The sequence below is a fragment of the Evansella clarkii genome, assembly GCF_002019695.1.
GTDB lineage: Bacteria > Bacillota > Bacilli > Bacillales > Salisediminibacteriaceae > Evansella > Evansella clarkii.
This window is the reverse complement of record NZ_KV917376.1, coordinates 1,121,648-1,148,367: the sequence shown is the minus strand read 5'-3', so window position 1 is coordinate 1,148,367 and position 26,720 is coordinate 1,121,648. Positions and strand designations below refer to the sequence as shown.

Sequence of the window (26,720 nt, the reverse complement as noted above, 5' to 3'; positions counted from 1 at the left end):
TCCTTTAGGCTTAATTTAAAATGTTACTTCATGCCTGCCAGCTGACAAATCAGATGGCCAGAAGCTGATTTCATTCGGTTTTATCCCTAAAAATAAAACTCGCCAATTGGCGAGCCTTGTTAATCACTGCATGGATTAGATTATGTTAGTTATGATTTCGGAATACGTATTGTAAATTGATAATAGTCGTCGTGCTCTTCTTCAGCCGTATCAATATCAAGCCCTGTCTGAACTACCATATCAACTGATTTCCGGATCGTATTCATTGCAAGCCTGGTATCCTTTGAAACACCTTTACGGATAGGCTTCTTTTTCTTAGGCTTATCCTCTTTTAGTTTTTTAATAAATTCCTCTGTTTGTTTTACGTTCAACTCTTCAGTAAGAATTTTATTTAATACCTTCTCCTGCTGTTCCGCTTCTTTTAGTCCGATCAGTGCCCGGGCGTGCCTTTCGGTTATCGACCTGTCAAGAAGCGCCTCCTGAACAGACTGCGGAAGGTTCAGCAGCCTTAATTTATTGGCTATAGTTGATTGCCCTTTCCCAAGCCGCTGAGCTAAGCTTTCCTGAGTAAGGTTATGAATTTCGATAAGTTTTGCATATGCTGCGGCTTCTTCTATAGAAGTGAGACCTTCACGCTGCAGATTTTCAATTAGAGCAACAGAGGCTGTCTGAGAGTCATTAAAATTTTTAATGATGGCTGGTATCTCTTCCCAACCAAGCGTCTGAACTGCCCTCCATCTTCTCTCACCTGCAATTATTTCATACTGGCCGTCCTGTTCCCTGACGACAATTGGCTGAATAATTCCATGTGTTTTAATTGTCTGTGCCAGTTCTTCAATTTTTTCCTCCTGGAACACTGTTCTGGGCTGGAAACGATTGGGTTTGATTTCGGAAACAGAAATTTCATGGACCTGCTCTTTATCTATATCCAGCTTTTCTTCGTTTTCTCCAGCTTTATCATTAAACCCAAATAGTCTTGAGATAGATTGTTTCATTGCCACACCACCTTAGGAAAATGCCTCTGTATAAAAATCCTGCTTAAGCAGAAAGAACCCACTGATTGAAACAGGAAATTTGGGAGTCTTACTTATTAATAGCACTGTTAAGCTTACAATAGTTGCTTCACCTGGCTGGGGAGTAAAACCTTACTTTCCCCGCCCCTCTCCTGCTTTCACAGTGCTATTTTTCTGGCAGTAGTATATTAATTACCTATATTATACTATACACCAATGAAGTAAGAGGCTTTAAATAATAAATTTTAAAAATTGTTTCACGTGAAACAGATATTTATAAAGGTTCTTTATTTGGTGTTCCTGCTTTTCTCGGATATTGCTTCGGAGTTTTTCTCACTTTAGCCACTTTAATGATTGAGCGTTCACTATTTTCAGAAGGTAAACGAAAGGTGTCCACTGACTTCAGTTGTCCTCCCAGTAATTCAAAGGCATTTCCTGCATCATTAATTTCTTCCTGTGCTCCTGCCCCTTTCATTGCAATGAAGTATCCCTCTTTTTTAACAAGAGGAAGACATAATTCTGAAAGGACAGGCAGTCTTGCTACAGCTCTGGCCATGGCAATATCATATTTTTCACGATGGCTCTTATTTTTACCAAATAACTCCGCACGGTCATGAATAAACGCTACACCTTTTAAATTCAGAATGGAGGCGAGCTCATTTAAAAAAGTAATTCGCTTATTTAAGGAGTCAACAATAGTTACATGGAGATCCGGAAATGCTATTTTAAGCGGGATACTCGGGAACCCGGCTCCCGCTCCTACATCTACAATATTTAACGGCTTGTTAAAGTCATGATAAAAAGCTACAGAAACAGAATCATAAAAATGCTTTAAATAAACTTCATTTTTTTCTGTTATTGCCGTTAAGTTCATCTTCTGATTCCATTCTGTTAATGTTCTGTAATAGCTGTTGTATTGCTCCATCTGCTCCTCTGATAACTCAATCCCTTTTTCTGCCAGCACTTCTCTGAATTGATTTTCTTCCATAGAATTTTTACCACCTTTATTCAGCTAAGGAAGAAGAAGATTCTTCACTGGAGTTGATTTTTTTTAGTCTTCCCTGCTCCAAATATACAAGCAGAACAGAAACGTCTGAAGGATTAACTCCGGAAACTCTGGAAGCCTGAGCTACTGATAATGGCTTCACCTCCGCTAATTTTTGTCTGGCTTCAATTGCCAGTCCGTTTATAGCCGAGTAATCAAGGTCTTCAGGGAGTTTCTTGTTTTCCATCTTTTTTAGTTTCTCTACTTGTTCCATCTGCTTCGCTATATATCCCTCATATTTTATCTGGATTTCCACTTGTTCCGCAACATCTTCGTTTACAGGTGCTTCCGGAGGCACAAGCTTCGCTACATGCCCGTATGTTATTTCGGGTCTTTTAAGCAGTACAGCCGCATTGATGGCGTCCTTTAGTGCGGCAGTTCCCGCTTCTTCCATAACCTTCTGCGCTTCATCAGTCATTTTAATAACTGTATTTTTTAAGCGTTTAATCTCTTTATCGATTTCCCTGTTCTTTTCCAGGAATCGCTCGTATCGCTCTTCGCTTATTAAGCCGATCTTATGGCCGGTTTCAGTCAGCCGGAGGTCCGCATTGTCATGGCGTAAAAGTAAGCGATACTCCGCTCTGGAAGTTAACAGGCGATATGGTTCGTTAGTTCCTTTAGTAACAAGGTCATCAATCAGTACACCAATATAAGCTTCCGACCGGTCCAAAATTAGCGGATCTTTCCCCTGCACGGAAAGCGCTGCATTTATCCCCGCCATAACTCCCTGGCCTGCAGCTTCTTCATAGCCGCTTGTTCCGTTAATCTGTCCAGCAGTAAACAGCCCTTTTATTTTCTTTGTTTCAAGGGATGGCCAAAGCTGCGTTGGCACCATTGCATCATATTCAATTGCATAGCCAGCACGCATCATCCGTGCATTTTCCAGTCCAGGCACGGTTTTTAATATTTTCATCTGCACATCTTCCGGCAGACTCGTAGAAAGTCCCTGTACATACACTTCCTGCGTATTTCTTCCTTCCGGTTCAAGGAAGACCTGATGCCTTGGTTTGTCATTAAACCGGACAATTTTATCTTCAATTGACGGGCAGTAACGAGGGCCGGTTCCTTCAATCATACCCGAATACATTGGGGACCGGTCAAGGTTATTATTAATTAAATGATGTGTTTCTTCATTCGTATAAGTCAGCCAGCAAGGAAGCTGGTCTGTAATATATTTTGTTGTTTCATAGGAGAATGCTCTTGGAACATCATCTCCAGGCTGAATCTCTGTTTTACTGTAGTCAATTGTATTACTGTTAACTCTTGGAGGTGTCCCTGTCTTAAAACGAACCATCTCAAAACCAAGGTCCTGAAGGTGATAAGAAAGATTCACAGAAGGCTGCATATTATTCGGCCCGCTCTCATAAGCCAGGTCGCCAATTATTACCTTCCCCCTCAGATAGGTACCAGTAGTAATAATTACCGTCTTAGCGTTATATTTTGCGCCAGTCTGTGTAACTACCCCTTTTACCTCGCCGTCTTCCACGATAAGTTCTTCCACCATTCCCTGGCGGAGCATAAGATTTTCAGTTTCTTCAATTGTCTTCTTCATTTCATGCTGATATAAATATTTATCTGCCTGAGCACGCAGTGCGCGTACCGCCGGTCCTTTCCCTGTATTCAGCATTCTCATCTGAATATGAGTCTTATCGATGTTCCGTCCCATTTCTCCGCCAAGTGCGTCTATTTCCCGTACTACTATTCCCTTGGCCGGTCCCCCTACGGAAGGGTTGCAGGGCATATATGCAACGGCATCCAGATTAAGTGTCAGCATTAAGGTGTCCGCTCCCATTCTGGCTGCGGCAAGGCCCGCCTCAACTCCTGCATGGCCGGCACCGATCACTATAACGTCGTAGTCTCCGCCGTGATAATTCATGAAAAATCACTCCTTTTACCCATTAGTTACCCAGTTTCTGATCATCAGAAATTTTAATTGCAGCTGGCCTGGGAACCTGCTTTTCTGCGCTATTTATTATTTTCCTAAACAGAATTGAGAAAACAACTGATCGATCAGGCTTTCATGAACGCTGTCACCGATCACTTCACCGAGAAGGTCCCATGTTTTCGTAATATCAATTTGTACCATATCCACCGGCATTCCTGATTCAATTGCCTCAAGAGCGTCGCTTATTGTAGTATGCGCCTGATTTAACAAAGCAATATGCCGTGAATTCGATACATATGTTAAATCGCCTGATTCAATATTACCAGAGAAGAACAGCTGTTTTATTGCTTCTTCCAGTTCATCCAGACCTTCGTCTTTTAGTAAGGATGTTGTAACAAGCGGCTGTCCTTCTTTTAATTCTGTTACTCTGTCCATATCGATGTTCTGCGGCAAATCGGTTTTATTAATAATGATTATCCTGTCCCTGCCTTCACTGATCCTAAATAATTCTTCATCGGCAGGAGTAAGTTCTTCATTAAAATTTAAAACAAGGAGAACAAGCTCAGCTTCATTTACAAGTTTTCGGGATCTCTCTACCCCTATTTTTTCAACTACATCTTCAGTTTCCCGAATGCCAGCTGTGTCAAGAAGCCTCAAAGGGACACCTCTGACATTAACGTACTCTTCCAGTACATCCCGTGTAGTTCCCGGTACATCCGTAACAATAGCACGGTTATCGTGGACAAGACTGTTTAACAAAGAGGATTTACCAACGTTTGGCCTTCCAATTATAACAGTGGATAAACCGTCCCGAAGAATTTTTCCCTGCTGAGCAGTCTGTAAAAGCTTTTCAATATCATTTTTTACAAACTCTGATTTTTCCCTTAGTAGATCAAGTGTCATTTCTTCTGCATCATACTCGGGATAGTCAATATTCACTTCCACATGAGCTACTGTTTCCAGCAAAGCCTGTCTGAGTTTTTGAATTCGGGTTGAAAGCTTCCCTTCCATTTGTGAAAGTGCTACCTTCATCGCCCTGTCAGTTTTGGATCTTATTAAATCCATCACGCCTTCAGCCTGAGATAAATCAATTCGCCCGTTTAAAAAAGCCCTTTTTGTAAACTCACCAGGTTCAGCGAGCCTTGCACCCTCTTTTAATACGAGCTGAAGGACTTTGTTTACCGATACTATACCACCATGACAGTTAATTTCTATAATATCTTCTTTTGTAAAAGTTCTTGGAGCCCTCAATATAGAAACCATTACCTCTTCTACTACTTCTCCAGTGGCCGGATCACTGATATGGCCGTAGTTTATCGTATGGGTCGCTGCTTCTTCCAATCTGATTTTCCCTTTATATAAACGGCCGGCTATTTCAACGGCGTCTTTACCGCTGAGCCGTACTATCGCAATTGCGCCTTCACCCATAGGTGTGGAAATCGCTGCAATCGTATCCAATTCCATTTCCTACACCTCCTCATGTTATTAATTACATTTATTTTACATATAGAAATATTGGATATGTTTATATATCTTCCCAAATAATTAGAATACCACAAACAGGCTGTGGATAAAAGATATCACTCTTTTCAGCTTAGGCAAATACAATTTATTATATCCACATGTGGATAATTCTTATTTTTATATTTTCCCTCTGTTTTCAATAAGCAACCTGGCTTCTGTGGATATTTTTAAAATGAGTGTATCTGCACCTGGCTATCAGGTCCGTATTTTTGTAAAAAAAATCACCTATACCTTATGGCATAAGTGATTTTCCTGAGATCTATGACTGTTATTCTGGCGTGACTACGATTCGGCGATTAGGTTCTTCCCCATCAGAATGGGTCGAAACGCCTTTAATATTTTGAAGTTTAGTGTGTATGATCTTTCTTTCATGGGCATTCATGGGCTCAAGCCTGACTTCTCTTTTTGTACGCAATGCCTTGTTACTGATCCTCAATGCTAAAGTTTCCAGTGCTTCTCTTCTTCTCTCACGGTAACCTTCTGCATCAAGATATATTCTCACGTAACTTCCATGATGTTTGTTTGCCACGAGGTTTACCAGATATTGCAGTGAATCAAGTGTCTGGCCCCGTTTACCAATCAGCACTCCAATGTCAACACCAGTAATGTTAAGAAAGATACCTTCTTTTCTCTCTTCTTTTTCAACACTTGCGTCAACACCCATTTTACTAATTGTGTCTCTCAGGAAGACAATTGCTTCTTTTACAGGATCGGGTTTTACTTGCAGTTCTACAACGGCCGGTTTCCCGCCAAGTATACCAAACAGACCTTTTTGCGGCTCTTCCAGCACATTCACTTCTACGTTTTCTCTGATTGTATCAAGTTTAGATAAACCAGAATTAATCGCGTCTTCAATCGTCTTACCTGATACAGTCACTTTTCTCACTTGTTCTTCGCTCCCCCTGTTTTAGGTTGTGGCTCCTTATCTTTTCCAACATTCGGTCCTGTGATAAAGTACGTCTGAACGATCATAAACAAGTTACCAATAACCCAGTATAGAGCTAAAGCTGATGGGAAGAAAGCTGCAAAAGCCATGATCATAATCGGCATTAAATAAAGCATCATCTTCATTTGCGGATTGTCGGTAACCATCATCATCTTCTGCTGGATGTAAGTTGTCGCACCTGCAATTAACGGTAAAATATAATATGGATCTGCACTGCTCAGTTCAAACCATAAAAAGGTTTGAGGAACTCCTCCGGCTGAAGGATCTATTGGAGGGTTAATCTCCGGCGTTCTGATGATTGCGTGGTAAAACCCAATCAAAATAGGCATCTGTATAAAAATTGGCAAACAGCCTGCCAGAGGATTTACATTATGTGTCTGGAAAAGTGCCATCGTTTCCTGCTGCAGTTTTTGCTGTGTCTGCTGGTCTTTTGCACTGTATTTCTCTCTAAGCTTCTGCATTTCCGGCTGCAAAGCCTGCATTGCCTTCGTGCTCTTCGTTTGTTTAATCATTAATGGCAAAATCAGAATACGAAGAAGTATCGTAACAATAATTATCGCCAGGCCGTAACTGTTACCCAGTGCCTCAGCAATAGTAGTCATTAACCAGGAAAGCGGGTATACAAAATACGGATCCCAAATTCCATCACTCTCTGCTCTGATCGGCTCATTTATATTAAAACATCCCGTCAAAAGCAGAACTGAACCTGCTAATAGTATTAGTAAACTTATTTTTCTTGCCACTTGCGGTCCTCCTAACCTTTCCACCTGCAAAAAAATTATATATCCTCATTCAAAAAGAATTTGTCCAAAAACTAAGTTAAAATATGACTGTTTTCCCCTCTGCTGTACAGCAAGATGCAGAAAGAAGAAAAAATATCCGAATATAGCTGTTAACTTTTGAACTTCCTTCACAGAATGATAAACAAATATCATCTTACTTATCGTTTCTTTTCTGTTTTCTCCGGAACAGGATCAAAGCCTCCAGGATGAAATGGATGACATTTAAGGATTCTCTTTATTGTCAGCCATCCGCCTTTAGCTGCTCCGAACCGCTGTACCGCTTCCATCCCGTAATGAGAACAGGTAGGATAAAACCGGCAGGAAGGCGGCGTATATCTCGAAATGAAACGCTGATAAAACCGAATTGCTTTTAATAAGAACCATTTCAATATCAGCACCTCAACTTCTAACGTCTCCTGTTGTACTTCTGAAGCAGCCTGCCTTTATGAAGGACGTGGCGCAGAGATTTTCTTATCTCTTCAAGTTCCATTTCAGCAGCCGGCTTTCTGGCAATTATTATCAGGTCTAAATTGCTGTTCATTTCCGGCAGGAACTCTCTTAACCCTTCCCTCAAAAGGCGTTTAATTTTATTTCTTTTTACTGCGTTCCCCAGTTTTTTACTTACAGATAAACCGATTCTGATATTTGTTTGTTCTTCTTTACCTAAGAAATAAACCACAAATTGCCTGTTAGCAACAGAGGTGCCTTGCTGAAAGACTTTCTGAAATTCTTCATTTTTCTTCAAGCGGTTTGTTTTCTTCATATAAAAACACCTCATTACCTTTTCCACTTGAGAACAGTTTCCGGTTTATTTCCATAGATTAGAACCCAAGTTACATTATAAATAAAATAATAGAAAACTGCTACATGTTAACGGCTATTTCCTTAAATGATTTCCAAAAAGGCACCTTTTTTACACAGTTTCTCCATTTTTTTTAAGCTTTGTTGAATATAGCTGTTATTTTTCACTCAAAAGCGTTCGATTGCCCTGGTAGCTTATTTAGCTGGCCGGGATCCTCTCCTTCATGCACGATTTCGGCAAAAAGTTCCACCAATTCCCAAATTTCATGCTGCTCTGCTGGTTCCCGGCACAGAAAAAAAACCACTGAAAAGTCAGTGGTTTAAAATTAAGCTGATAATACTTTTCTTCCTTTACGGCGACGGTTTGCTAGAACTCTACGTCCGTTTTTAGTGCTCATACGCGCACGGAAACCGTGAACTTTTTTACGCTTACGGTTATTTGGATTAAATGTTGGTTTACCCATCTATAACACCTCCTGCAGGAAATTACGCTATACATTTTTGACAGTCTTGTAAATTATATGAGAGTCACACTTTATTGTCAAGTTTTTAATGTGTTTTTCACTGTGTATTTTGTTTTTACTTCTTTTTCTCTTCTATAAGTAACTCTTTATCTGTAGGAGGATCTCCTTACTTACATTATTGTATAGCAATCTTAAATCTTACCTCTCATACGTCTTCAACTGAGAAAGCGGTGCAGCAGCGTTACTACTGTAAATTTGAAAAGTTATTGAATGGTTTTCTTGATTATATTTTTCTCCAGGAGGTCTTTTACTTCTGCTGTCTCCCTCATTACTTTAAGTTTCACTATTCTTTTTTCTTCTGCACATTATTTTGCTCTTCCCTGGAAGAAATAATTTTTATCTTTCCGTCTCCCCGGCTGACTCAGTTAGAACTTCCGCCCATTTCAGTTGTGGACAACTTTCTACACACTTTTCAAATTATCCACGCACGTTTCGACAATTTTTACACAGTATATTGTGCTGTGGACAAAAATAAAGCACAATAGGTAGAGTTTTGTGGATAACTCACACAAAGCGTTGTCTTCATTGAGTTATTTTGATATCATATTCTTGTTTTTTAAAGTGGATAACCTGTGGTAAAATAAAAACTATCCACATCTGTGAATAGTTTTGTGGATAGTTATTCAGTCTTTGGGATAACTTTATCCCCCGGACTGTTGATAACGTGAATCGTAATTTTTCTTCATTATTATATATTTATCCACATTTTTCTCTGAGTATTTTTATTCATTTGTATTCACTTACTGTTCTTTTTATTGTACAATGTATAAATTCGCCATGCAGTTGTTCGGCTGTTATGGAACAGATAATAGCAAGGGAGGGGAAATTGGTTGGAAAATTTAAATGACCTTTGGGATCGGGCCTTAAAACTTATCGAAGATAAAGTAAGTAAACCAAGTTTCGATACATGGTTTAAATTTACGAAAGCTGATTCGATTGACCAGAGTACAAACAGCATTATTATTATCGCACCCAATGAGTTTGCAAGAGACTGGCTTGAAAACAGGTATTTTGGAATTATTACTGAAACCCTTCATGAACTTACAGGAGCAGAGCTGGAAGCACGCTTTATTCTGCCCAAGGATGAGAAAAGTGAAGATCTCGATGTTATAGAAAAAGTGAAGAAAAAGCCGGAAAAACCTTCAGCTGAAACTCAGGAAGAAATTCCAAAACATATGTTAAATCCAAAATATACATTTGATACATTTGTTATAGGAAGCGGCAACCGATTTGCTCATGCTGCTTCACTTGCTGTGGCCGAAGCTCCTGCTAAAGCTTATAATCCTCTGTTTATTTATGGAGGAGTGGGACTCGGTAAAACACATTTGATGCATGCTATCGGCCATTATGTCATGGACCACAATTCAGGAGCTAAAGTTGTTTATTTGTCGTCCGAAAAATTCACGAATGAATTCATAAACTCGATCAGGGATAACAAGGCCGTAAATTTCCGGAACAAATACCGGAACGTCGATGTTTTACTAATTGATGATATTCAGTTTTTGGCTGGAAAAGAACAAACTCAGGAAGAATTTTTCCATACTTTTAATGCGTTACACGATGACAGAAAACAAATTGTAATTTCAAGTGACAGGCCGCCTAAAGAAATACCAACCCTGGAAGACAGACTGCGGTCCCGTTTCGAATGGGGGCTTATTACTGATATTACTCCTCCTGATCTGGAAACAAGAATCGCTATTCTCAGGAAAAAAGCAAAAGCTGAAAATCTGGACATTCCAAATGAAGTGATGCTCTATATCGCTAATCAAATAGATACTAATATAAGGGAGCTTGAAGGGGCCCTTATTCGTGTTGTCGCCTATTCATCCCTTGTAAACCAGGATATGAATGCTGATCTGGCTGCGGTGGCGCTGAAGGATATCATCCCAAATGCAAAACCAAGAACGATTACAATCAAGGATGTACAAAAAACAGTGGCAGAAACTTTTCAAATCAGAGTAGACGAATTAAAGGCTAAGAAGCGTACGAAGAATGTGGCTTACCCAAGGCAGATTGCCATGTATCTTTCCAGAGAACTGACCGATAACTCACTTCCGAAGATAGGCAGCGAGTTTGGCGGCCGTGACCACACTACTGTTATCCATGCGCACGAAAAAATTTCCCGGTTATTTGCTTCCGACACTGAACTGCAGAAGCAGATCCAGGAAATAAAGGATCAGCTGAAATCCTGACCGTTGTGCACACTGTGAATAAACGGAACAAGTTTATCAACAATGTATCCACAGGTGGATAACCTTACCTGGCAAGGGATTTTTATAGTTATCCACATGTTAACAAGCTATACTACTATTACTTCTGTAAATTATTAAAAAATATATAATCTATTTAACTAAATAATTCAGGAATAATTTCTGTTAAAATAAAAGCAGAAAAGAGGAAGAAAGTGAGGAAAAGGCAGAATGAAATTTACAATTAACCGGGATCATTTTGTTCAAAGTGTCCAGCACGTATCCAAAGCTATCTCACCAAGAACGACTATCCCTGTATTAACAGGTATTAAAATAGTGGCATCTGAAGACGGGGTAACATTAACAGGCAGTGATTCTGATATTTCGATTGAGTCTTTTATTCCAAAAGAAGAAGAAGATTTACAGCTTGTTGAGATTGAAGAGCCAGGAAGTATCGTACTCCAGGCCAGGTTCTTCGCGGAAATTGTAAAAAAATTACCTGAGGAGACGATTGAACTAACTGTTTCAGACCAGTTTGCAACTACCCTGAAATCTGGTTCATCTGTTTTCAACCTGAACGGACTCGACCCGGATGAATATCCTCGCCTGCCGGAAATAGAAGAAGACAATGTTTTTAAACTGCCTGCAGATCTTCTTAAAAATATTATCCGGCAAACTGTGTTTGCAGTATCCACTGTAGAAACAAGGCCAATTCTTACAGGCGTTAACTGGGCGACAGAGGATGGCCAGCTGATGTGCACTGCTACCGATAGTCATCGTCTGGCAATGCGGAATGTCAGTATGGAAACAAATACTAACGAAGTCTCTTTTTCAAACGTTGTTATTCCAGGGAAAAGCTTAAATGAATTAAATAAAATTCTTGATGATAATAACGAACTAACTGATATTATCGTCACAGAAAACCAAATTCTTTTTAAAGCAAAGAATATTCTCTTTTTCTCAAGACTGTTAGACGGGAACTATCCTGCTACCAAAAATATGATTCCTACTCAGTCCAAAACAAGTGTTACGTTAGATACTAAAAAGTTCCTTCAGGCTATTGAACGTGCCTTGTTATTATCAAGAGATGGCAAAAATAATGTCGTCAACTTAAAAACCATCGGAAATGGACAGCTGGAGATAACTTCCGTAACTCCTGAAGTAGGAAAAGTAACAGAGGATATTGCCCCTCTTGAATTTTCCGGAGAAGAACTGCGGATTTCTTTCAATGGGAAAAATATCATTGATGCACTGAAGGTAATTGATTCAACAGATGTGAAAATTGATTTTACAGGCGCAATGAGTCCTTTTGTGATGAAACCGACAGAACACGACAATATGCTGCACCTGTTCTCACCGGTCCGCACTTATTAAGCAGCAGCGGATTATTATTAACAGAAAAAGATTGAGGAATTTATACGACTGCCGGAAGTAATATTTTGCTTTCCGGCAGTTCTTTTTCATACGTCTGAAGAAAAAGTCCATCAAAGCATAAATCCACGAAATCTGAATGATACCTTAGAAAAACCAGTGTAATTAACGCATTTTATAACAATTGGCGTAAACTTAAATAATTTAGTACAATATAAGGTGAGGCATAATGGCGTGATAACCCTGTTTGGAACAATTCAGGGATAAACAATAGAAAGTGAGTGACCAGCTTTGGAAGAAACGGTAATGATTAGCGAAGAATATATAACGCTTGGTCAGGCTTTAAAAGAGGTTGGTGTAATTCAGACCGGAGGAGCGGCAAAATGGTTTTTACAGGAGACACCTGTCGTAGTAAATGGAGAAGACGAAAACCGCAGAGGAAGGAAGCTATATCCAGGAGATCAGGTGAAAATTGACGAATTTGGTACTGTGGTTATTAAGAAGGCCGAATTAAATTGAGGGATCTCCTTGCATATTGAACAAATAACCTTAAAAGACTACCGTAACTATGACAGTCTTGAGCTGTCCTTTGAGAACAAGGTCAATGTAATTATTGGCGAGAATGCTCAAGGGAAAACCAATCTGATGGAAGCTATATATGTTCTCGCTATGGCAAAATCACATCGTACACCGCGGGATAAAGAACTTATTCGCTGGGATCAGCCTTTCGCCAGGGTTGAAGGTCATCTTCACAACAGGAATGGACCACTTCAAATGGAAGTGGTATTTTCTGGTAAAGGAAAAAAAGTAAAACTGAATCATCTTGAGAAAAAAAGATTGAGTGACTATATCGGAACTTGCAATATAGTAATGTTCGCACCCGAAGATCTCAATTTAGTAAAAGGAAGTCCGCAAGTCCGACGTCGTTTCCTTGATATGGAAATGGGCCAGATACATTCTTTATACCTTTACCATTTGTCCCAGTATCATAAAGTTTTAAAACAAAGAAACCAATGGTTAAAAGATGTACAGTCCAGGAAAATACCGATGAATATTACTATGCTTGAAGTTATGACAGAACAGCTCATAAATTCAGCAGCACATGTCATAGAAAGACGGTTTGAGTTCATAGATAAACTTCAGTCCTGGGCTGAGCCAATACACAAAGAAATCAGCCGCGGTACAGAAGCGTTGGAAGTTAAGTATCTCCCATCTATGAAGGTATCAGACGAGATGGATTTGTCGACACTGATAACAGTGATTGGAGAAGAGTTTCAACGATTACAAGAAAGAGAACTGCAAAGAGGGACTACTCTGGCAGGCCCTCATCGGGATGACTTGCAGTTCCTTGTTAATACACGGGATATTCAGACATTTGGCTCCCAGGGGCAGCAAAGAACTACAGCTTTGTCTCTGAAGCTGGCTGAAATTGAACTAATTCATGAAAAAACTGGCGAATATCCTATACTTCTGCTGGATGATGTACTCTCTGAACTTGATGATCATCGTCAATCCCACTTGCTGAACACCATCCAGGGCAAAGTGCAGACCTTCGTAACCACTACCAGTGTGGAAGGAATTGATCATCAGACCCTCCGGGAAGCTCAGATGTATCATGTAGAAGATGGTAATATAATTGACAAAGATTAGTTGATTTCCACTGAAGAAATTATAACTACGCCCCAATTAATGGCTGATTCAATTAAGTGCTAAATAATAAAGCGAGGTGGCAGATATGTTTATTCACCTAGGCGGAGACATGGTGATCAGGGCTGATAAAATTATTGCTATTCTGGATCATCAAAGCACAGGATTATCAAAAGAAAACCAGTCTTTTTTAACGAAACAGAAAAAAGAGAAAGAAACTGTGCAAATATCTGAAGATCAGCCAAAATCTTATATAATTACTAAAGATACTATTTACCTCTCCCCTATTTCGTCCCAGACATTAAAACGCAGAGGTGAGACAACCACCATACTCCTGGAAGAGGAAAAATAAATATATCCCCGTGGAGAAAACAGGAAGCGGTAATAACTATTCCAAAGTTACAACATCGCAGCTGTTCAGGCGGGAGTTTAATATAAATGGTTTTTAAGGTATTGCTGATTTAAATTTAATCGACAAGGCCGAAAAACAGAATTTAAACCATTGCATGATGTATGCAAGGAAAAGTGCAGGTGAAGAAAGTGACTATAGAACAACAATATGATGAAAGTCAAATTCAGGTCCTTGAGGGTCTGGAGGCCGTCAGAAAACGGCCTGGTATGTATATCGGTTCGACAAGCAGCCGCGGTCTGCACCATCTTGTATGGGAGATAGTGGACAACAGTATCGATGAAGCGATGGGCGGCTATGCTGATACTATTAAAGTGACTATTGAAGAAGACAACAGTATAACGGTAGAAGATAACGGACGGGGAATTCCTGTTGGTATTCATGAAAAAATGGGAAGGCCGGCAGTCGAGGTTATTATGACAGTCCTGCATGCGGGCGGTAAGTTCGGCGGCGGAGGCTATAAAGTATCAGGGGGTCTACATGGTGTAGGTGCATCTGTAGTTAATGCCCTCTCCACTCTCCTTGAGGTAAATGTCCATCTTGATGGTAAAGTTCATTATCAGAGCTTTTCCAAAGGAATACCTAATGAGGACTTAAAGATTACTGGGGAAACAGATAAGCGAGGAACAATTATACATTTCAGGCCTGACCCGGAAATTTTCACTGAAACGACAGAATATGATTATGATATTCTTGCAAACCGTCTGCGTGAATTAGCATTCTTAAACCGCGGGCTCAGAATAAAGGTGGAAGATAAGCGGGAAGACGGTAAATCAGCTGAGTATTATTATGAAGGCGGAATATCTTCATTTGTGGAGCATTTGAACCGAAAGAGAGAGCCACTTCATGATGCTCCGGTATTTATCGAAGGCGAGCGTGAAGGAATCGCTGTTGAAATAGCAATGCAGTATAATGACAGCTTTGCCAGCAATATTTATTCATTTGCGAACAACATTAACACCCATGAAGGCGGGACTCACGAGTCAGGTTTTAAAACTGCTCTCACAAGAGTGATTAATGACTATGCAAGGAAAAATAATCTCTTCAAAGAAACTGACCCTAATCTGATTGGGGATGATGTACGGGAAGGGCTGACAGCTATCATTTCTGTTAAAATCCCTGATCCGCAATTTGAAGGCCAGACAAAAACAAAGTTAGGGAACAGTGAAGCCAGAACAATCACAGATTCTCTGTTTTCTGAGCATATGGCGAAGTTTATGGCAGAAAACCCAAATGTAGCAAGAAAAATCGTCGAAAAAGGAATTATGGCCTCACGAGCCAGAGACGCAGCAAAGAAAGCAAGGGAGCTTACAAGGAGAAAATCTGCTTTAGAAGTCAGTTCACTGCCTGGTAAATTAGCTGACTGTTCTTCTAAGGACGCGTCCATTAGTGAATTATATATCGTTGAGGGAGATTCTGCCGGCGGGTCGGCAAAACAAGGGCGTGACCGCCATTTCCAGGCAATACTTCCACTCCGCGGTAAAATAATTAACGTTGAAAAATCCCGGCTGGATAAAATTCTTTCCAACAACGAAGTGCGGGCAATAATCACTGCTCTTGGTACAGGTATTGGCGGGGACTTTGATATAACAAAAGCCCGTTACCACAAAATCATTATTATGACTGATGCAGATGTTGACGGGGCGCATATCAGGACTCTGCTTCTTACTTTCTTCTACAGATACATGAGACCGATTATTGAAGAAGGCTATATTTATATTGCCCAGCCTCCTCTCTATAAAATACAGCAGGGGAAAGCTATTCATTATGCGTATAACGAGAAGGAAATGGAGCGTATATTAGGAGAACTTCCTGATAGTCCTAAGCCAGGACTGCAGCGTTATAAAGGTTTAGGAGAAATGAATCCTACCCAGCTATGGGAAACAACCATGGATCCTGATATGAGGACTCTGCTGCAAGTAACCCTTGAAGATGCTATGGTAGCTGATGAAACTTTTGAAACGCTTATGGGAGACAGAGTGGAACCTCGCCGGGACTTTATTCAGGAAAACGCACAATATGTGAAAAACCTGGATATTTAGGCATTAAAAATGCAGGGGTACATCCAGACCATGCAGCATGAACTGCATGGTTGATGTGCTTTTACTGCTAGTTTCCGGATAATTGAAACAGCAACTAGTTTTAGATTTATTTCCTTCTTTCGACAGTGTTTTACTTTTTTTAAAACAATATTCATTCTTTATTTGAATAAGAAGAAAAAAGGATGGATTTGCAATATAGGTAAGGAATTTGTAAACGGAGGTACACAGAATGCCTGAACAAGATAATCCGAGAGTGAAAGAAATAAATATAAGCCAGGAAATGAAAACCTCATTTATGGATTATGCTATGAGCGTAATCGTAAGCCGGGCACTTCCTGATGTGCGTGACGGGCTAAAACCGGTTCACCGCCGTATTTTGTACGCGATGAATGAACTGGGTATAACTGCTGACAAGTCATTTAAGAAATCAGCACGTATCGTCGGTGAAGTAATCGGTAAATACCACCCTCATGGTGACTCAGCTGTATACGAAACAATGGTTCGTATGGCGCAGGATTTCAGTTACAGATATATGCTTGTTAATGGGCACGGAAACTTTGGTTCTGTTGATGGGGATGCGGCTGCAGCTATGCGTTACACGGAAGCCAAGATGTCAAAAATCTCTATGGAACTCGTAAGGGACATAAATAAAGATACGATAAATTATCAGGAAAACTATGATGGTTCTGAGTCAGAGCCTGTTGTTCTTCCTGCCCGCTTCCCTAACCTTCTCGTAAATGGTACATCCGGAATAGCTGTAGGAATGGCCACTAATATTCCTCCGCACCACCTTGGAGAAGTAATCGACGGAGTGCTTGCCCTCAGCCGCAATCCTGATATTACAATCAGTGAATTAATGGAGTATATTCCTGGCCCTGACTTCCCTACTGGCGCAGAAATTGTCGGTATTTCAGGAATACGCCGGGCATATGAAACAGGCAAAGGCTCCATTCTTATACGCGCTAATGCGATAATAGAGGAAAAGAACGGTAAACCCCGCATTATTGTAAACGAAATACCATACCAGGTGAATAAAGCCCGGTTGATTGAGAAAATAGCTGAGCTTGTGAGAGACAAAAAAATTGATGGAATTACTGATCTCCGTGATGAATCTGACCGTACAGGAATGCGGATTGTAATTGAACTTCGCAGAGACGTCAATGCAAATGTGCTGTTAAATAACTTGTATAAGCAGACAGCCTTGCAGACAAGCTTTGGCATTAATATGCTGGCTCTCGTAAACGGCCATCCAAAAGTTTTAACATTAAAAGAAGTTCTGTACCATTACCTTAATCACCAGCGGGAGGTAATCCGCCGGAGAACAGAATTTGAATTAAAGAAAGCTGAAGCAAGAGCGCACATCCTGGAAGGTCTGCGTATTGCTCTCGATCATATCGATGAAATCATAGCTCTGATAAGAGGTTCAGAAACGACTGATATTGCACGCCAGGGCCTCATCGAGCGGTTCGAATTAAGCCATGACCAGGCTCAGGCCATTCTGGATATGAGGCTGCAGAGGCTGACAGGACTTGAGAGGGACAAAATTGAAGCAGAATACAAGGAACTGGTGGAACGTATTAAAGAACTAAAAGCCATCCTTGCTGATGATGAAAAAGTCCTTGAAATTATCCGGGAAGAACTCCTTGATATTAAAGAGAGATACAGTGACGGGCGTTTAACAACTATTTCTGTCGGAGAAGACAGCATGGAAGATGAGGACCTCATTCCCCGCCAGAACGTCGTTATTACCCTTTCACATAATGGCTATATAAAAAGACTCCCGCTTTCCACATATCGTAGTCAAAAACGTGGAGGGCGGGGTATCCAGGGGATGGGAACACATGAAGATGATTTTGTGCAGCATTTATTTATTACGAATTCCCATGACCATCTCCTCTTCTTCTCAAACAAGGGAAAAGTGTATCGTCTGAAAGGGTATGAAATACCTGAACTTGGAAGAACAGCTAAAGGTATACCTATTATTAATTTGCTTCAGATTGAGAAGGATGAATATATAAGTACAGTTATTCCAATTAAGGAATTTAATGAAGATCAGTATTTATTCTTTATGACAAAGTACGGAATCACTAAACGTACATCATTACAGGCGTTTGCAAACATTCGCCGCGGAGGTCTGTTCGCTATTAATATTCGCGAAGGCGATGCTTTACATGGTGTTCGACTGACAGATGGAGACAGAGAAATGATTGCCGGTACTAAAAAAGGTATGTCGATCCGTTTCCACGAATCAGATGTAAGGCTTATGGGCCGAACGGCAACTGGGGTTAAAGGAATTTCCCTCCAGGAAGATGACGAAGTGGTTGGTATGGATATTATTGAGACGGATCAGGATGTCCTCATTGTTACTGACAAAGGGTTCGGCAAACGTACTCCAGTTGAAGATTATCGTGTCCAGACCAGAGGCGGTAAAGGTATTAAAACTTGCAACATTACCGATAAGAACGGAGATTTAGTTTCTCTGCAAGTGGTGGCAAATGATCATGACCTGATGATAATAACGACAAATGGTGTCATCATACGGATGCATGTTGACGAAATTTCTACTACTGGGCGGATAACCCAAGGGGTTAGATTAATCCGTGTAGGAGAAGAGGAGCATGTCTCCACAGTTGCAAGAGTCAATATTCTCGATGAAGATGGCGAAGAAGATGAGATCATTGAAAATGTTACGGAAGAACTTGAAGAGGAATTAGAAGTTTCGGCAGAGGAAACGACAGAGTCGGATAGTGACGAAACAGAATAATTTTGTGAAGTAAATAGGAATTCAGCAAAACCAGGCTTATAACAGCATAAGCCTGGTTTTTTCATTTATCAAAACAAAGAAAAAGCCATTTAAACACAGGTAAAAAGCGGCTAAGTTCCCATAAACCATCCAATATTTTCTAAAATATTAAAATATCATCAATAACATGGTAAAATAGAGATATTCTCAAAATTAACCAACTCTTCAAATTCTTTTTTACTTTTAAATCTTTGCATGAGAATGGTTTAAAGGAGCGAAATAGTTATGAAGGTGAAGACCGAATATTTGATTCCAGGCTGCATTTTAAACGAAGATGTTTATAAAAGTACTAACATCCCATTATTAAAGAAAAAAACTATACTTACAGATAAATTAATCAGTATTCTCCATATTTTCCTGATACGGACAGTTAACGTGGAAAATAAATTAGTTGACGGCAGCTTTTACAAGCCAGAGGAAGTAATAGAGGAGGACGTGTTGATTCCTGAAGAACCTGTCATAAAGGAAGAAAGCAGGTTTATTAGTGTGTTTTTACAAGCGGTTCAAAAATACAAAAAACTATTTTTAAACTGGCAGTCTGGTTCAAAAGTAGATCTGAATGTTATCAGAAAAGAATTCATACCACTCTTAAGACTATCTCCCTCCAAAGAAGAGATGCTGGACCTTCATCACTATGGTTCAAAAAATGATTATCATTATTATCATGCAGTGGCCGTAGCAGTTCTTAGTGTTTCACTTGGCAGGAAATATAACTTGTCAGAAGGGGAACTAATTCAGTTGGGCCTCTCTGCTCTTTTGGCAGACTGCGGTATGGCAAGACTTCCATACAATGTATATGGGCAGCAAGGTCCTTTAACATCCGAAGAATATAATGAAGTAAGAAAGCACCCCCTTTTAGGTTATAAGATGCTTGAAGGAATACCTGGCCTTACCAAAGCAGCACTTCTCGGTGTTCTTCAGCACCAGGAGAGAGAAGATGGCAGCGGTTATCCTTTAAAAACAAAAGGGAAGAAAATTCATTTGTATGCGAAGATAATCATGGTATGTGATATGTATCATGCTATGACTTCGGAAAGATGTTACCGTGCAAAGCAGTCACCATACAGAGTACTGGAATCTATTAGTAAAGATAACTTCGGTAAAATAGACCACTATTGTTTACAGCAGTTTATCCAGCTTATATCAAATTTATCTATTGGAGTAAAGGTGCGTTTAAACAACGGGTGGATTGGTACGATAATCTATATTGATGAATCAGTACCCATGAGACCTCTATTACAAGTGGAGAATAATGAAATGATTAACCTTTTGAATTATTCTGATCTGTACATCGAACAACAATTGGGAGAAGAGGAAAGTAATTTAAGCCCCAAAGTGTAAGATTTAATATTTTAATATAATTTATGCTTGCTATGATAATTCATCTGTGATATATTATTACTTGTCGCCGAAAAGAAAGCGACTGAGCAAGCGAGCAAAAATATTTTTTTAAAAAAGTTATTGACTCTCATTTGCGAAAATGTTATGATAGTTAAGTCGCCAAAAACGACAAAACATTTTGACCTTTGAAAACTAAACAAAAAGCCAAGCGAAGTGGGATATTTTAAATATCCCGTCAATCGAAAGAGTAATCTTTCAAATTAAATGATGTCAGAGACATCAAACTCGTTTCAATTTATTGGAGAGTTTGATCCTGGCTCAGGACGAACGCTGGCGGCGTGCCTAATACATGCAAGTCGAGCGCAGGAAACAGGCTGATCCCTTCGGGGTGATGCCTGTGGAATGAGCGGCGGACGGGTGAGTAACACGTGGGCAACCTGCCTTACAGACTGGGATAACTCCGGGAAACCGGGGCTAATACCGGATGACCAGAAGAACCGCATGGTTCTGCTGTAAAAGTTGGGACTTGTTCCTAACACTGTAAGATGGGCCCGCGGCGCATTAGCTAGTTGGTGAGGTAACGGCTCACCAAGGCGACGATGCGTAGCCGACCTGAGAGGGTGATCGGCCACACTGGAACTGAGACACGGTCCAGACTCCTACGGGAGGCAGCAGTAGGGAATCATCCGCAATGGGCGAAAGCCTGACGGTGCAACGCCGCGTGAACGATGAAGGTCTTCGGATTGTAAAGTTCTGTTGTCAGGGAAGAACACGTGCCGTTCGAACAGGGCGGCACCTTGACGGTACCTGACCAGAAAGCCCCGGCTAACTACGTGCCAGCAGCCGCGGTAATACGTAGGGGGCAAGCGTTGTCCGGAATTATTGGGCGTAAAGCGCGCGCAGGCGGTCTCTTAAGTCTGATGTGAAAGCCCACGGCTCAACCGTGGAGGGTCATTGGAAACTGGGGGACTTGAGTGTAGGAGAGGAAAGTGGAATTCCACGTGTAGCGGTGAAATGCGTAGATATGTGGAGGAACACCAGTGGCGAAGGCGACTTTCTGGCCTATAACTGACGCTGAGGCGCGAAAGCGTGGGGAGCAAACAGGATTAGATACCCTGGTAGTCCACGCCGTAAACGATGAGTGCTAGGTGTTAGGGGTTTCGATACCCTTAGTGCCGCAGTTAACACATTAAGCACTCCGCCTGGGGAGTACGGCCGCAAGGCTGAAACTCAAAGGAATTGACGGGGGCCCGCACAAGCAGTGGAGCATGTGGTTTAATTCGAAGCAACGCGAAGAACCTTACCAGGTCTTGACATCCTCTGACAACTCTGGAGACAGAGCGTTCCCCTTCGGGGGACAGAGTGACAGGTGGTGCATGGTTGTCGTCAGCTCGTGTCGTGAGATGTTGGGTTAAGTCCCGCAACGAGCGCAACCCTTGACCTTAGTTGCCAGCATTCAGTTGGGCACTCTAAGGTGACTGCCGGTGACAAACCGGAGGAAGGTGGGGATGACGTCAAATCATCATGCCCCTTATGACCTGGGCTACACACGTGCTACAATGGGTGGTACAAAGGGCAGCAAAGCCGCGAGGCCGAGCGAATCCCATAAAGCCACTCTCAGTTCGGATTGCAGGCTGCAACTCGCCTGCATGAAGCCGGAATTGCTAGTAATCGCGGATCAGCATGCCGCGGTGAATACGTTCCCGGGCCTTGTACACACCGCCCGTCACACCACGAGAGCTTGTAACACCCGAAGTCGGTGAGGTAACCTTTTGGAGCCAGCCGCCGAAGGTGGGACAGGTGATTGGGGTGAAGTCGTAACAAGGTATCCCTACCGGAAGGTGGGGATGGATCACCTCCTTTCTAAGGAGCTTAAAAGGCTCATACCTTTTTAAAGCTTCGCTTGAGCTTTTGTTCAGTTTTGAAGGAATAAATCCTTCAATTTAGAGACATACTTGTCTCATTATTGCCCTTTGAAAACTGGATAACGATTAACTGATTGATGATCACCGGTTGTTTTAATTAAAAGTGCAAACTTTTAACGAGTACAACCGAGTGTCTTAGATAAGGCTAAATGTAGACGCCATAATTGCGTAAAAAACCTTTTATTAAGGTTTTTGCAAGGAGAACCAAGGAGATCGAGGAAACAAGCTTTCGAATGACTGAGCGTATACCAATACGCGACAGGAACGAGAAGGCGCAGTTGACGAAGATATCCGACGGTTATCTGCCGCAAAAACGGTTAAGTTAGAAAGGGCGCACGGTGAATGCCTTGGCACTAGGAGCCGACGAAGGACGGGACGAACACCGATATGCTTCGGGGAGCTGTAAGTAAGCTTTGATCCGGAGATTTCCGAATGGGGGAACCCACTGCCTGTAATGAGGCAGTATCCATACCTGAATCCATAGGGTATGAGAAGGCAGACCTGGGGAACTGAAACATCTTAGTACCCAGAGGAAGAGAAAGCAAATGCGATTTCCTGAGTAGCGGCGAGCGAAACGGAATCAGCCCAAACCAGAAGGCTTGCCTTCTGGGGTTGTAGGACACTCCATACGGAGTTACAAAGAAACAGCGTAGGTGAAGCGACCTGGAAAGGTCCGCGGGACAAGGTAACAGCCCTGTAGCCGAAACGTTGTTTCCTCCGGAGTGTATCCTGAGTACGGCGGGACACGTGAAACCCCGTCGGAATCCGGGAGGACCATCTCCCAAGGCTAAATACTCCCTAGTGACCGATAGTGAACCAGTACCGTGAGGGAAAGGTGAAAAGCACCCCGGGAGGGGAGTGAAAGAGATCCTGAAACCGTGTGCCTACAAGTAGTTGGAGCCCGTTCATGGGTGACAGCGTGCCTTTTGTAGAATGAACCGGCGAGTTACGATAACGTGCGAGGTTAAGTTGAAGAGACGGAGCCGCAGCGAAAGCGAGTCTGAACAGGGCGCTATAGTACGTTGTTGTAGACCCGAAACCGTGTGATCTACCCATGTCCAGGGTGAAGTCCAGGTAACACTGGATGGAGGCCCGAACCCACGCACGTTGAAAAGTGCGGGGATGAGGTGTGGGTAGGGGTGAAATGCCAATCGAACACGGAGATAGCTGGTTCTCCCCGAAATAGCTTTAGGGCTAGCCTCGAGGGAAGAGTGTTGGAGGTAGAGCACTGATTGGACTAGGGGTCCCCACAGGATTACCGAATTCAGTCAAACTCCGAATGCCAATCACTTATCCTCGGGAGTCAGACTGCGAGTGCTAAGATCCGTAGTCAAGAGGGAAACAGCCCAGACCATCAGCTAAGGTCCCCAAGTATACGTTAAGTGGAGAAGGATGTGGAGTTGCTTAGACAACCAGGATGTTGGCTTAGAAGCAGCCACCATTGAAAGAGTGCGTAATAGCTCACTGGTCGAGTGACTCTGCGCCGAAAATGTACCGGGGCTAAACGTATCACCGAAGCTATGGATTGTCCTTACGGACAGTGGTAGGGGAGCGTTCCAAGGGCTGTGAAGCATGACCGGAAGGACATGTGGAGCGTTTGGAAGTGAGAATGCCGGTATGAGTAGCGAAAAGAGGGGTGAGAATCCCCTCCGTCGAAAGCCTAAGGTTTCCTGAGGAAGGCTCGTCCGCTCAGGGTTAGTCGGGACCTAAGCCGAGGCCGAAAGGCGTAGGCGATGGAAAACAGGTGGAAATTCCTGTACCACCACGTCACCATTTGAGCAATGGGGGGACGCAGGAAGGCAGGGAATCGCGCTGATGGATATGCGCGTCCAAGCAGTTAGGCTGGCAAACAGGCAAATCCGTTTGCCATAAGGCTGAGCTGTGATGGCGAGGGAAATTTAAGTACCGAAGTTCCTGTACCTACACTGCCTAGAAAAGCCTCTAGCGAGGTGACTGGTGCCCGTACCGCAAACCGACACAGGTAGGCGGGAAGAGAATTCTAAGACGCGCGGGAGAACTCTCGTTAAGGAACTCGGCAAAATGACCCCGTAACTTCGGGAGAAGGGGTGCTCTGATAGGGTGCAAGCCCGAGAGAGCCGCAGTGAATAGGCCCAAACGACTGTTTATCAAAAACACAGGTCTCTGCCAAGCCGCAAGGCGACGTATAGGGGCTGACACCTGCCCGGTGCTGGAAGGTTAAGAGGAGGGGTTATCCCGTAAGGGAGAAGCTCTGAATTGAAGCCCCAGTAAACGGCGGCCGTAACTATAACGGTCCTAAGGTAGCGAAATTCCTTGTCGGGTAAGTTCCGACCCGCACGAAAGGTGCAACGATTTGGGCACTGTCTCAACGAGAGACCCGGTGAAATTATATTACCTGTGAAGATGCAGGTTACCCGCGACAGGACGGAAAGACCCCATGGAGCTTTACTGCAGCTTGATATTGGATTTTGGTACAGCTTGTACAGGATAGGTAGGAGCCTTGGAAACCGGAGCGCCAGCTTCGGTGGAGGCATTGGTGGGATACTACCCTGGCTGTACTGAAATTCTAACCTCGGACCGTGATCCGGTTCAGGGACAGTGTCAGGCGGGCAGTTTGACTGGGGCGGTCGCCTCCTAAAAGGTAACGGAGGCGCCCAAAGGTTCCCTCAGAATGGTTGGAAATCATTCGCAGAGTGCAAAGGCATAAGGGAGCTTGACTGCGAGACATACAGGTCGAGCAGGGACGAAAGTCGGGCTTAGTGATCCGGCGGCACCGTATGGAAGGGCCGTCGCTCAACGGATAAAAGCTACCCTGGGGATAACAGGCTAATCTCCCCCAAGAGTCCACATCGACGGGGAGGTTTGGCACCTCGATGTCGGCTCATCGCATCCTGGGGCTGAAGTAGGTCCCAAGGGTTGGGCTGTTCGCCCATTAAAGCGGTACGCGAGCTGGGTTCAGAACGTCGTGAGACAGTTCGGTCCCTATCCGTCGCGGGCGCAGGAAATTTGAGAGGAGCTGTCCTTAGTACGAGAGGACCGGGATGGACACACCGCTGGTGTACCAGTTGTTCCGCCAGGAGCATCGCTGGGTAGCTACGTGTGGAAGGGATAAGTGCTGAAAGCATCTAAGCATGAAGCCCCCCTCAAGATGAGATTTCCCATCACTTTATGTGAGTAAGATCCCTCAGAGAAGATGAGGTAGATAGGTCTCGTGTGGACGCATGGCGACATGTGAAGCTGAGAGATACTAATCGATCGAGGACTTAACCAATTAAGTCTTACTAAGCAAGATTATCAATCAGAAAAAAGTTATCCAGTTTTGAGAGGGCAACACGAAAAGCGTAAGCGCCTCGTACACGAGCGACAAGCACTGGAGGACCGGCAAGAAAAAGCAAGTATTTAAGCTTCGATTGACGGACCGAAGTGACCTCGAACGAGTAGGCGCTGAAGCTAGACACCTTTCAATTACATAGTCCAGTGACGACAGCGAAGAGGCCACACCCGTTCCCATGCCGAACACGGAAGTTAAGCTCTTCAGCGCCGATGGTAGTTGGGGGCTCTCCCCCTGTGAGAGTAGGACGTCGCTGGGCAGATAAAAAGACATTCTCTTTTGAGGGTGTCTTTTTTTGTGTTCTTCCCCCATAAGGTGGATGTGGTTTATCTATAATTAGTTAAGGAAGTACGAGAGGCCAGAGGAACAAGAAGGTCGAGGAAGCAAGCGAAAGAGACTCGGAGTGGGCTCTGCCCATGAGAATCGAAGGAGTGCAGCTGACGAAGAGATTCGCCGTTCATCGGGAATCGAGTAAGCCGCTGGTAGTTGGGGCTCGCCCCTGTGAGAGTAGGACGCCGCTGGGCAGATAAAAAGACATTCTCTTTTGAGGGTGTCTTTTTTTTGTGTTCTTCCCCCATAAGGTGGATGTGGTTTTATCTATAATTAGTTAAGGAAGTACGAGAGGCCAGAGGAACAAGAAGGTCGAGGAAGCAAGCGAAAGAGACTCGGAGTGGGCTCTGCCCATGAGAATCGAAGGAGTGCAGCTGACGAAGAGATTCGCCGTTCATCGGGAATCGAGTAAGCCGATGGTAGTTGGGGCTCGCCCCTGTGAGAGTAGGACGCCGCTGGGCAGATAAAAAGACATTCTCTATTGAGGGTGTCTTTTTTTGTGTTCTTTTACACTGCGTAAGCAACAGATTTATGAAGTTGGCGCAATAAGAAGAGACTTTGGCGCGTATATGTGATAATTCGGCGCGATAAAGTATAAGTTACGCGTGATAAATCCTCTGTTAGGCGCGAAAAGTCCAGAGGCAGATAAAAGGGTTATTTATATAGTCGGAGCAATTTTTACATTAGTAAAATGCTAAAGATAAAATTAAACGGCGTGCTGTATTGTGAGGCTAAACCGGGAGGAAAAAGAGGTTCCAACTCAAGGTGGCACCGATGAACCCGGTTCGAGTGAACCCGGTCCACCAGTGCCAGGTTGTGGGAAGGAGTATGAG

At 42.7% G+C, this 26,720-nt stretch carries 17 protein-coding genes and 3 rRNA genes; 11 read left to right on the top strand and 9 right to left on the bottom strand.

What is annotated here, in order from left to right; translation table 11 throughout:
- Positions 1–149: 149 nt before the first annotated feature.
- The 9 genes from noc to rpmH form a co-directional block, all read right to left on the bottom strand.
- Positions 150–995, bottom strand: a complete 846-nt coding sequence (gene noc, locus BK582_RS05425) for a nucleoid occlusion protein (protein WP_078593334.1) — start codon at positions 993–995, stop codon at positions 150–152.
- Between the two features lie 292 nt (positions 996–1,287).
- Positions 1,288–2,001: a 16S rRNA (guanine(527)-N(7))-methyltransferase RsmG gene (gene rsmG / locus BK582_RS05420; protein WP_078593333.1), complete on the bottom strand. Its 714-nt coding sequence runs from the start codon at positions 1,999–2,001 to the stop codon at positions 1,288–1,290.
- A gap of 16 nt (positions 2,002–2,017) precedes the next feature.
- A complete protein-coding gene (gene mnmG, locus BK582_RS05415) occupies positions 2,018–3,934 on the bottom strand; it encodes a tRNA uridine-5-carboxymethylaminomethyl(34) synthesis enzyme MnmG (protein ID WP_078593332.1) in 1,917 nt (638 codons plus the stop codon).
- Between the two features lie 96 nt (positions 3,935–4,030).
- A complete protein-coding gene (gene mnmE / locus BK582_RS05410; RefSeq protein ID WP_078593331.1) occupies positions 4,031–5,407 on the bottom strand; it encodes a tRNA uridine-5-carboxymethylaminomethyl(34) synthesis GTPase MnmE in 1,377 nt (458 codons plus the stop codon).
- 328 nt (positions 5,408–5,735) lie between these two features.
- On the bottom strand, positions 5,736–6,353 hold the full coding sequence (gene jag, locus BK582_RS05405; protein WP_078593330.1) for an RNA-binding cell elongation regulator Jag/EloR: 618 nt from the start codon (positions 6,351–6,353) through the stop codon (positions 5,736–5,738).
- The gene (gene spoIIIJ / locus BK582_RS05400) at positions 6,350–7,156 is read right to left on the bottom strand and encodes a YidC family membrane integrase SpoIIIJ (RefSeq protein WP_078593329.1); all 807 of its coding nucleotides are present in this window, start codon (positions 7,154–7,156) and stop codon (positions 6,350–6,352) included. Before spoIIIJ ends, jag begins: the two co-directional genes overlap by 4 nt.
- Positions 7,157–7,353: 197 nt before the next feature.
- Positions 7,354–7,584, bottom strand: a complete 231-nt coding sequence (yidD, locus tag BK582_RS05395; protein WP_209020990.1) for a membrane protein insertion efficiency factor YidD — start codon at positions 7,582–7,584, stop codon at positions 7,354–7,356.
- Between the two features lie 17 nt (positions 7,585–7,601).
- Complete coding sequence (gene rnpA, locus BK582_RS05390) at positions 7,602–7,958, bottom strand: ribonuclease P protein component (protein ID WP_078593327.1); 357 nt, start codon at positions 7,956–7,958, stop codon at positions 7,602–7,604.
- Positions 7,959–8,322: 364 nt separating this feature from the next.
- Positions 8,323–8,460 carry a 50S ribosomal protein L34 gene (gene rpmH / locus BK582_RS05385; RefSeq protein ID WP_078593326.1) on the bottom strand — a complete coding sequence of 46 codons (138 nt, stop codon included), beginning with the start codon at positions 8,458–8,460 and terminating at the stop codon, positions 8,323–8,325.
- An 890-nt stretch (positions 8,461–9,350) separates the two neighbouring features.
- Between rpmH and dnaA the strand changes: the two genes are divergently transcribed.
- The 11 genes from dnaA to rrf all read left to right on the top strand — a co-directional run bounded on the left by dnaA (position 9,351) and on the right by rrf (position 25,816).
- Complete coding sequence (dnaA, locus tag BK582_RS05380; RefSeq protein WP_078593325.1) at positions 9,351–10,712, top strand: chromosomal replication initiator protein DnaA; 1,362 nt, start codon at positions 9,351–9,353, stop codon at positions 10,710–10,712.
- A 228-nt stretch (positions 10,713–10,940) separates the two neighbouring features.
- Positions 10,941–12,083 (top strand): DNA polymerase III subunit beta, encoded by a 1,143-nt coding sequence (dnaN, locus tag BK582_RS05375; protein WP_078593324.1) that lies wholly within the window; start codon positions 10,941–10,943, stop codon positions 12,081–12,083.
- Positions 12,084–12,386: 303 nt separating this feature from the next.
- Complete coding sequence (gene yaaA / locus BK582_RS05370; protein ID WP_078593323.1) at positions 12,387–12,599, top strand: S4 domain-containing protein YaaA; 213 nt, start codon at positions 12,387–12,389, stop codon at positions 12,597–12,599.
- A gap of 9 nt (positions 12,600–12,608) precedes the next feature.
- Positions 12,609–13,730: a DNA replication/repair protein RecF gene (recF, locus tag BK582_RS05365; protein WP_078593322.1), complete on the top strand. Its 1,122-nt coding sequence runs from the start codon at positions 12,609–12,611 to the stop codon at positions 13,728–13,730.
- A gap of 85 nt (positions 13,731–13,815) precedes the next feature.
- A complete protein-coding gene (remB, locus tag BK582_RS05360; RefSeq protein WP_078593321.1) occupies positions 13,816–14,079 on the top strand; it encodes an extracellular matrix regulator RemB in 264 nt (87 codons plus the stop codon).
- A 194-nt stretch (positions 14,080–14,273) separates the two neighbouring features.
- Complete coding sequence (gyrB, locus tag BK582_RS05355; protein ID WP_167553370.1) at positions 14,274–16,178, top strand: DNA topoisomerase (ATP-hydrolyzing) subunit B; 1,905 nt, start codon at positions 14,274–14,276, stop codon at positions 16,176–16,178.
- A gap of 229 nt (positions 16,179–16,407) precedes the next feature.
- Positions 16,408–18,942 carry a DNA gyrase subunit A gene (gene gyrA, locus BK582_RS05350; protein WP_078593319.1) on the top strand — a complete coding sequence of 845 codons (2,535 nt, stop codon included), beginning with the start codon at positions 16,408–16,410 and terminating at the stop codon, positions 18,940–18,942.
- A gap of 264 nt (positions 18,943–19,206) precedes the next feature.
- Entirely contained in the window at positions 19,207–20,322 is a 1,116-nt protein-coding gene (locus BK582_RS05345; protein ID WP_078593318.1) for an HD-GYP domain-containing protein, read from the top strand.
- A 295-nt stretch (positions 20,323–20,617) separates the two neighbouring features.
- Positions 20,618–22,185: ribosomal RNA gene (locus tag BK582_RS05340) — 16S ribosomal RNA — on the top strand.
- A gap of 377 nt (positions 22,186–22,562) precedes the next feature.
- Positions 22,563–25,497, top strand: a 23S ribosomal RNA gene (locus BK582_RS05335).
- A gap of 202 nt (positions 25,498–25,699) precedes the next feature.
- Positions 25,700–25,816, top strand: a 5S ribosomal RNA gene (rrf, locus tag BK582_RS05330).
- Together the 16S, 23S and 5S rRNA genes form the textbook arrangement of a ribosomal RNA operon.
- The last annotated feature ends 904 nt before the right edge of the window (positions 25,817–26,720 follow it).

Coding starts and splice junctions, on each gene's coding strand:
- dnaN (WP_078593324.1), top strand. CDS start 10,941: ATGAAATTTACAATTAACCGGGATCATTTTGTTCAAAGTGTCCAGCAC.
- mnmE (WP_078593331.1), bottom strand. CDS start 5,407: ATGGAATTGGATACGATTGCAGCGATTTCCACACCTATGGGTGAAGGC.
- BK582_RS05345 (WP_078593318.1), top strand. CDS start 19,207: ATGAAGGTGAAGACCGAATATTTGATTCCAGGCTGCATTTTAAACGAA.
- rsmG (WP_078593333.1), bottom strand. CDS start 2,001: ATGGAAGAAAATCAATTCAGAGAAGTGCTGGCAGAAAAAGGGATTGAG.
- mnmG (WP_078593332.1), bottom strand. CDS start 3,934: ATGAATTATCACGGCGGAGACTACGACGTTATAGTGATCGGTGCCGGC.
- yaaA (WP_078593323.1), top strand. CDS start 12,387: ATGATTAGCGAAGAATATATAACGCTTGGTCAGGCTTTAAAAGAGGTT.
- remB (WP_078593321.1), top strand. CDS start 13,816: ATGTTTATTCACCTAGGCGGAGACATGGTGATCAGGGCTGATAAAATT.
- rpmH (WP_078593326.1), bottom strand. CDS start 8,460: ATGGGTAAACCAACATTTAATCCAAATAACCGTAAGCGTAAAAAAGTT.
- noc (WP_078593334.1), bottom strand. CDS start 995: ATGAAACAATCTATCTCAAGACTATTTGGGTTTAATGATAAAGCTGGA.
- gyrA (WP_078593319.1), top strand. CDS start 16,408: ATGCCTGAACAAGATAATCCGAGAGTGAAAGAAATAAATATAAGCCAG.
- rnpA (WP_078593327.1), bottom strand. CDS start 7,958: ATGAAGAAAACAAACCGCTTGAAGAAAAATGAAGAATTTCAGAAAGTC.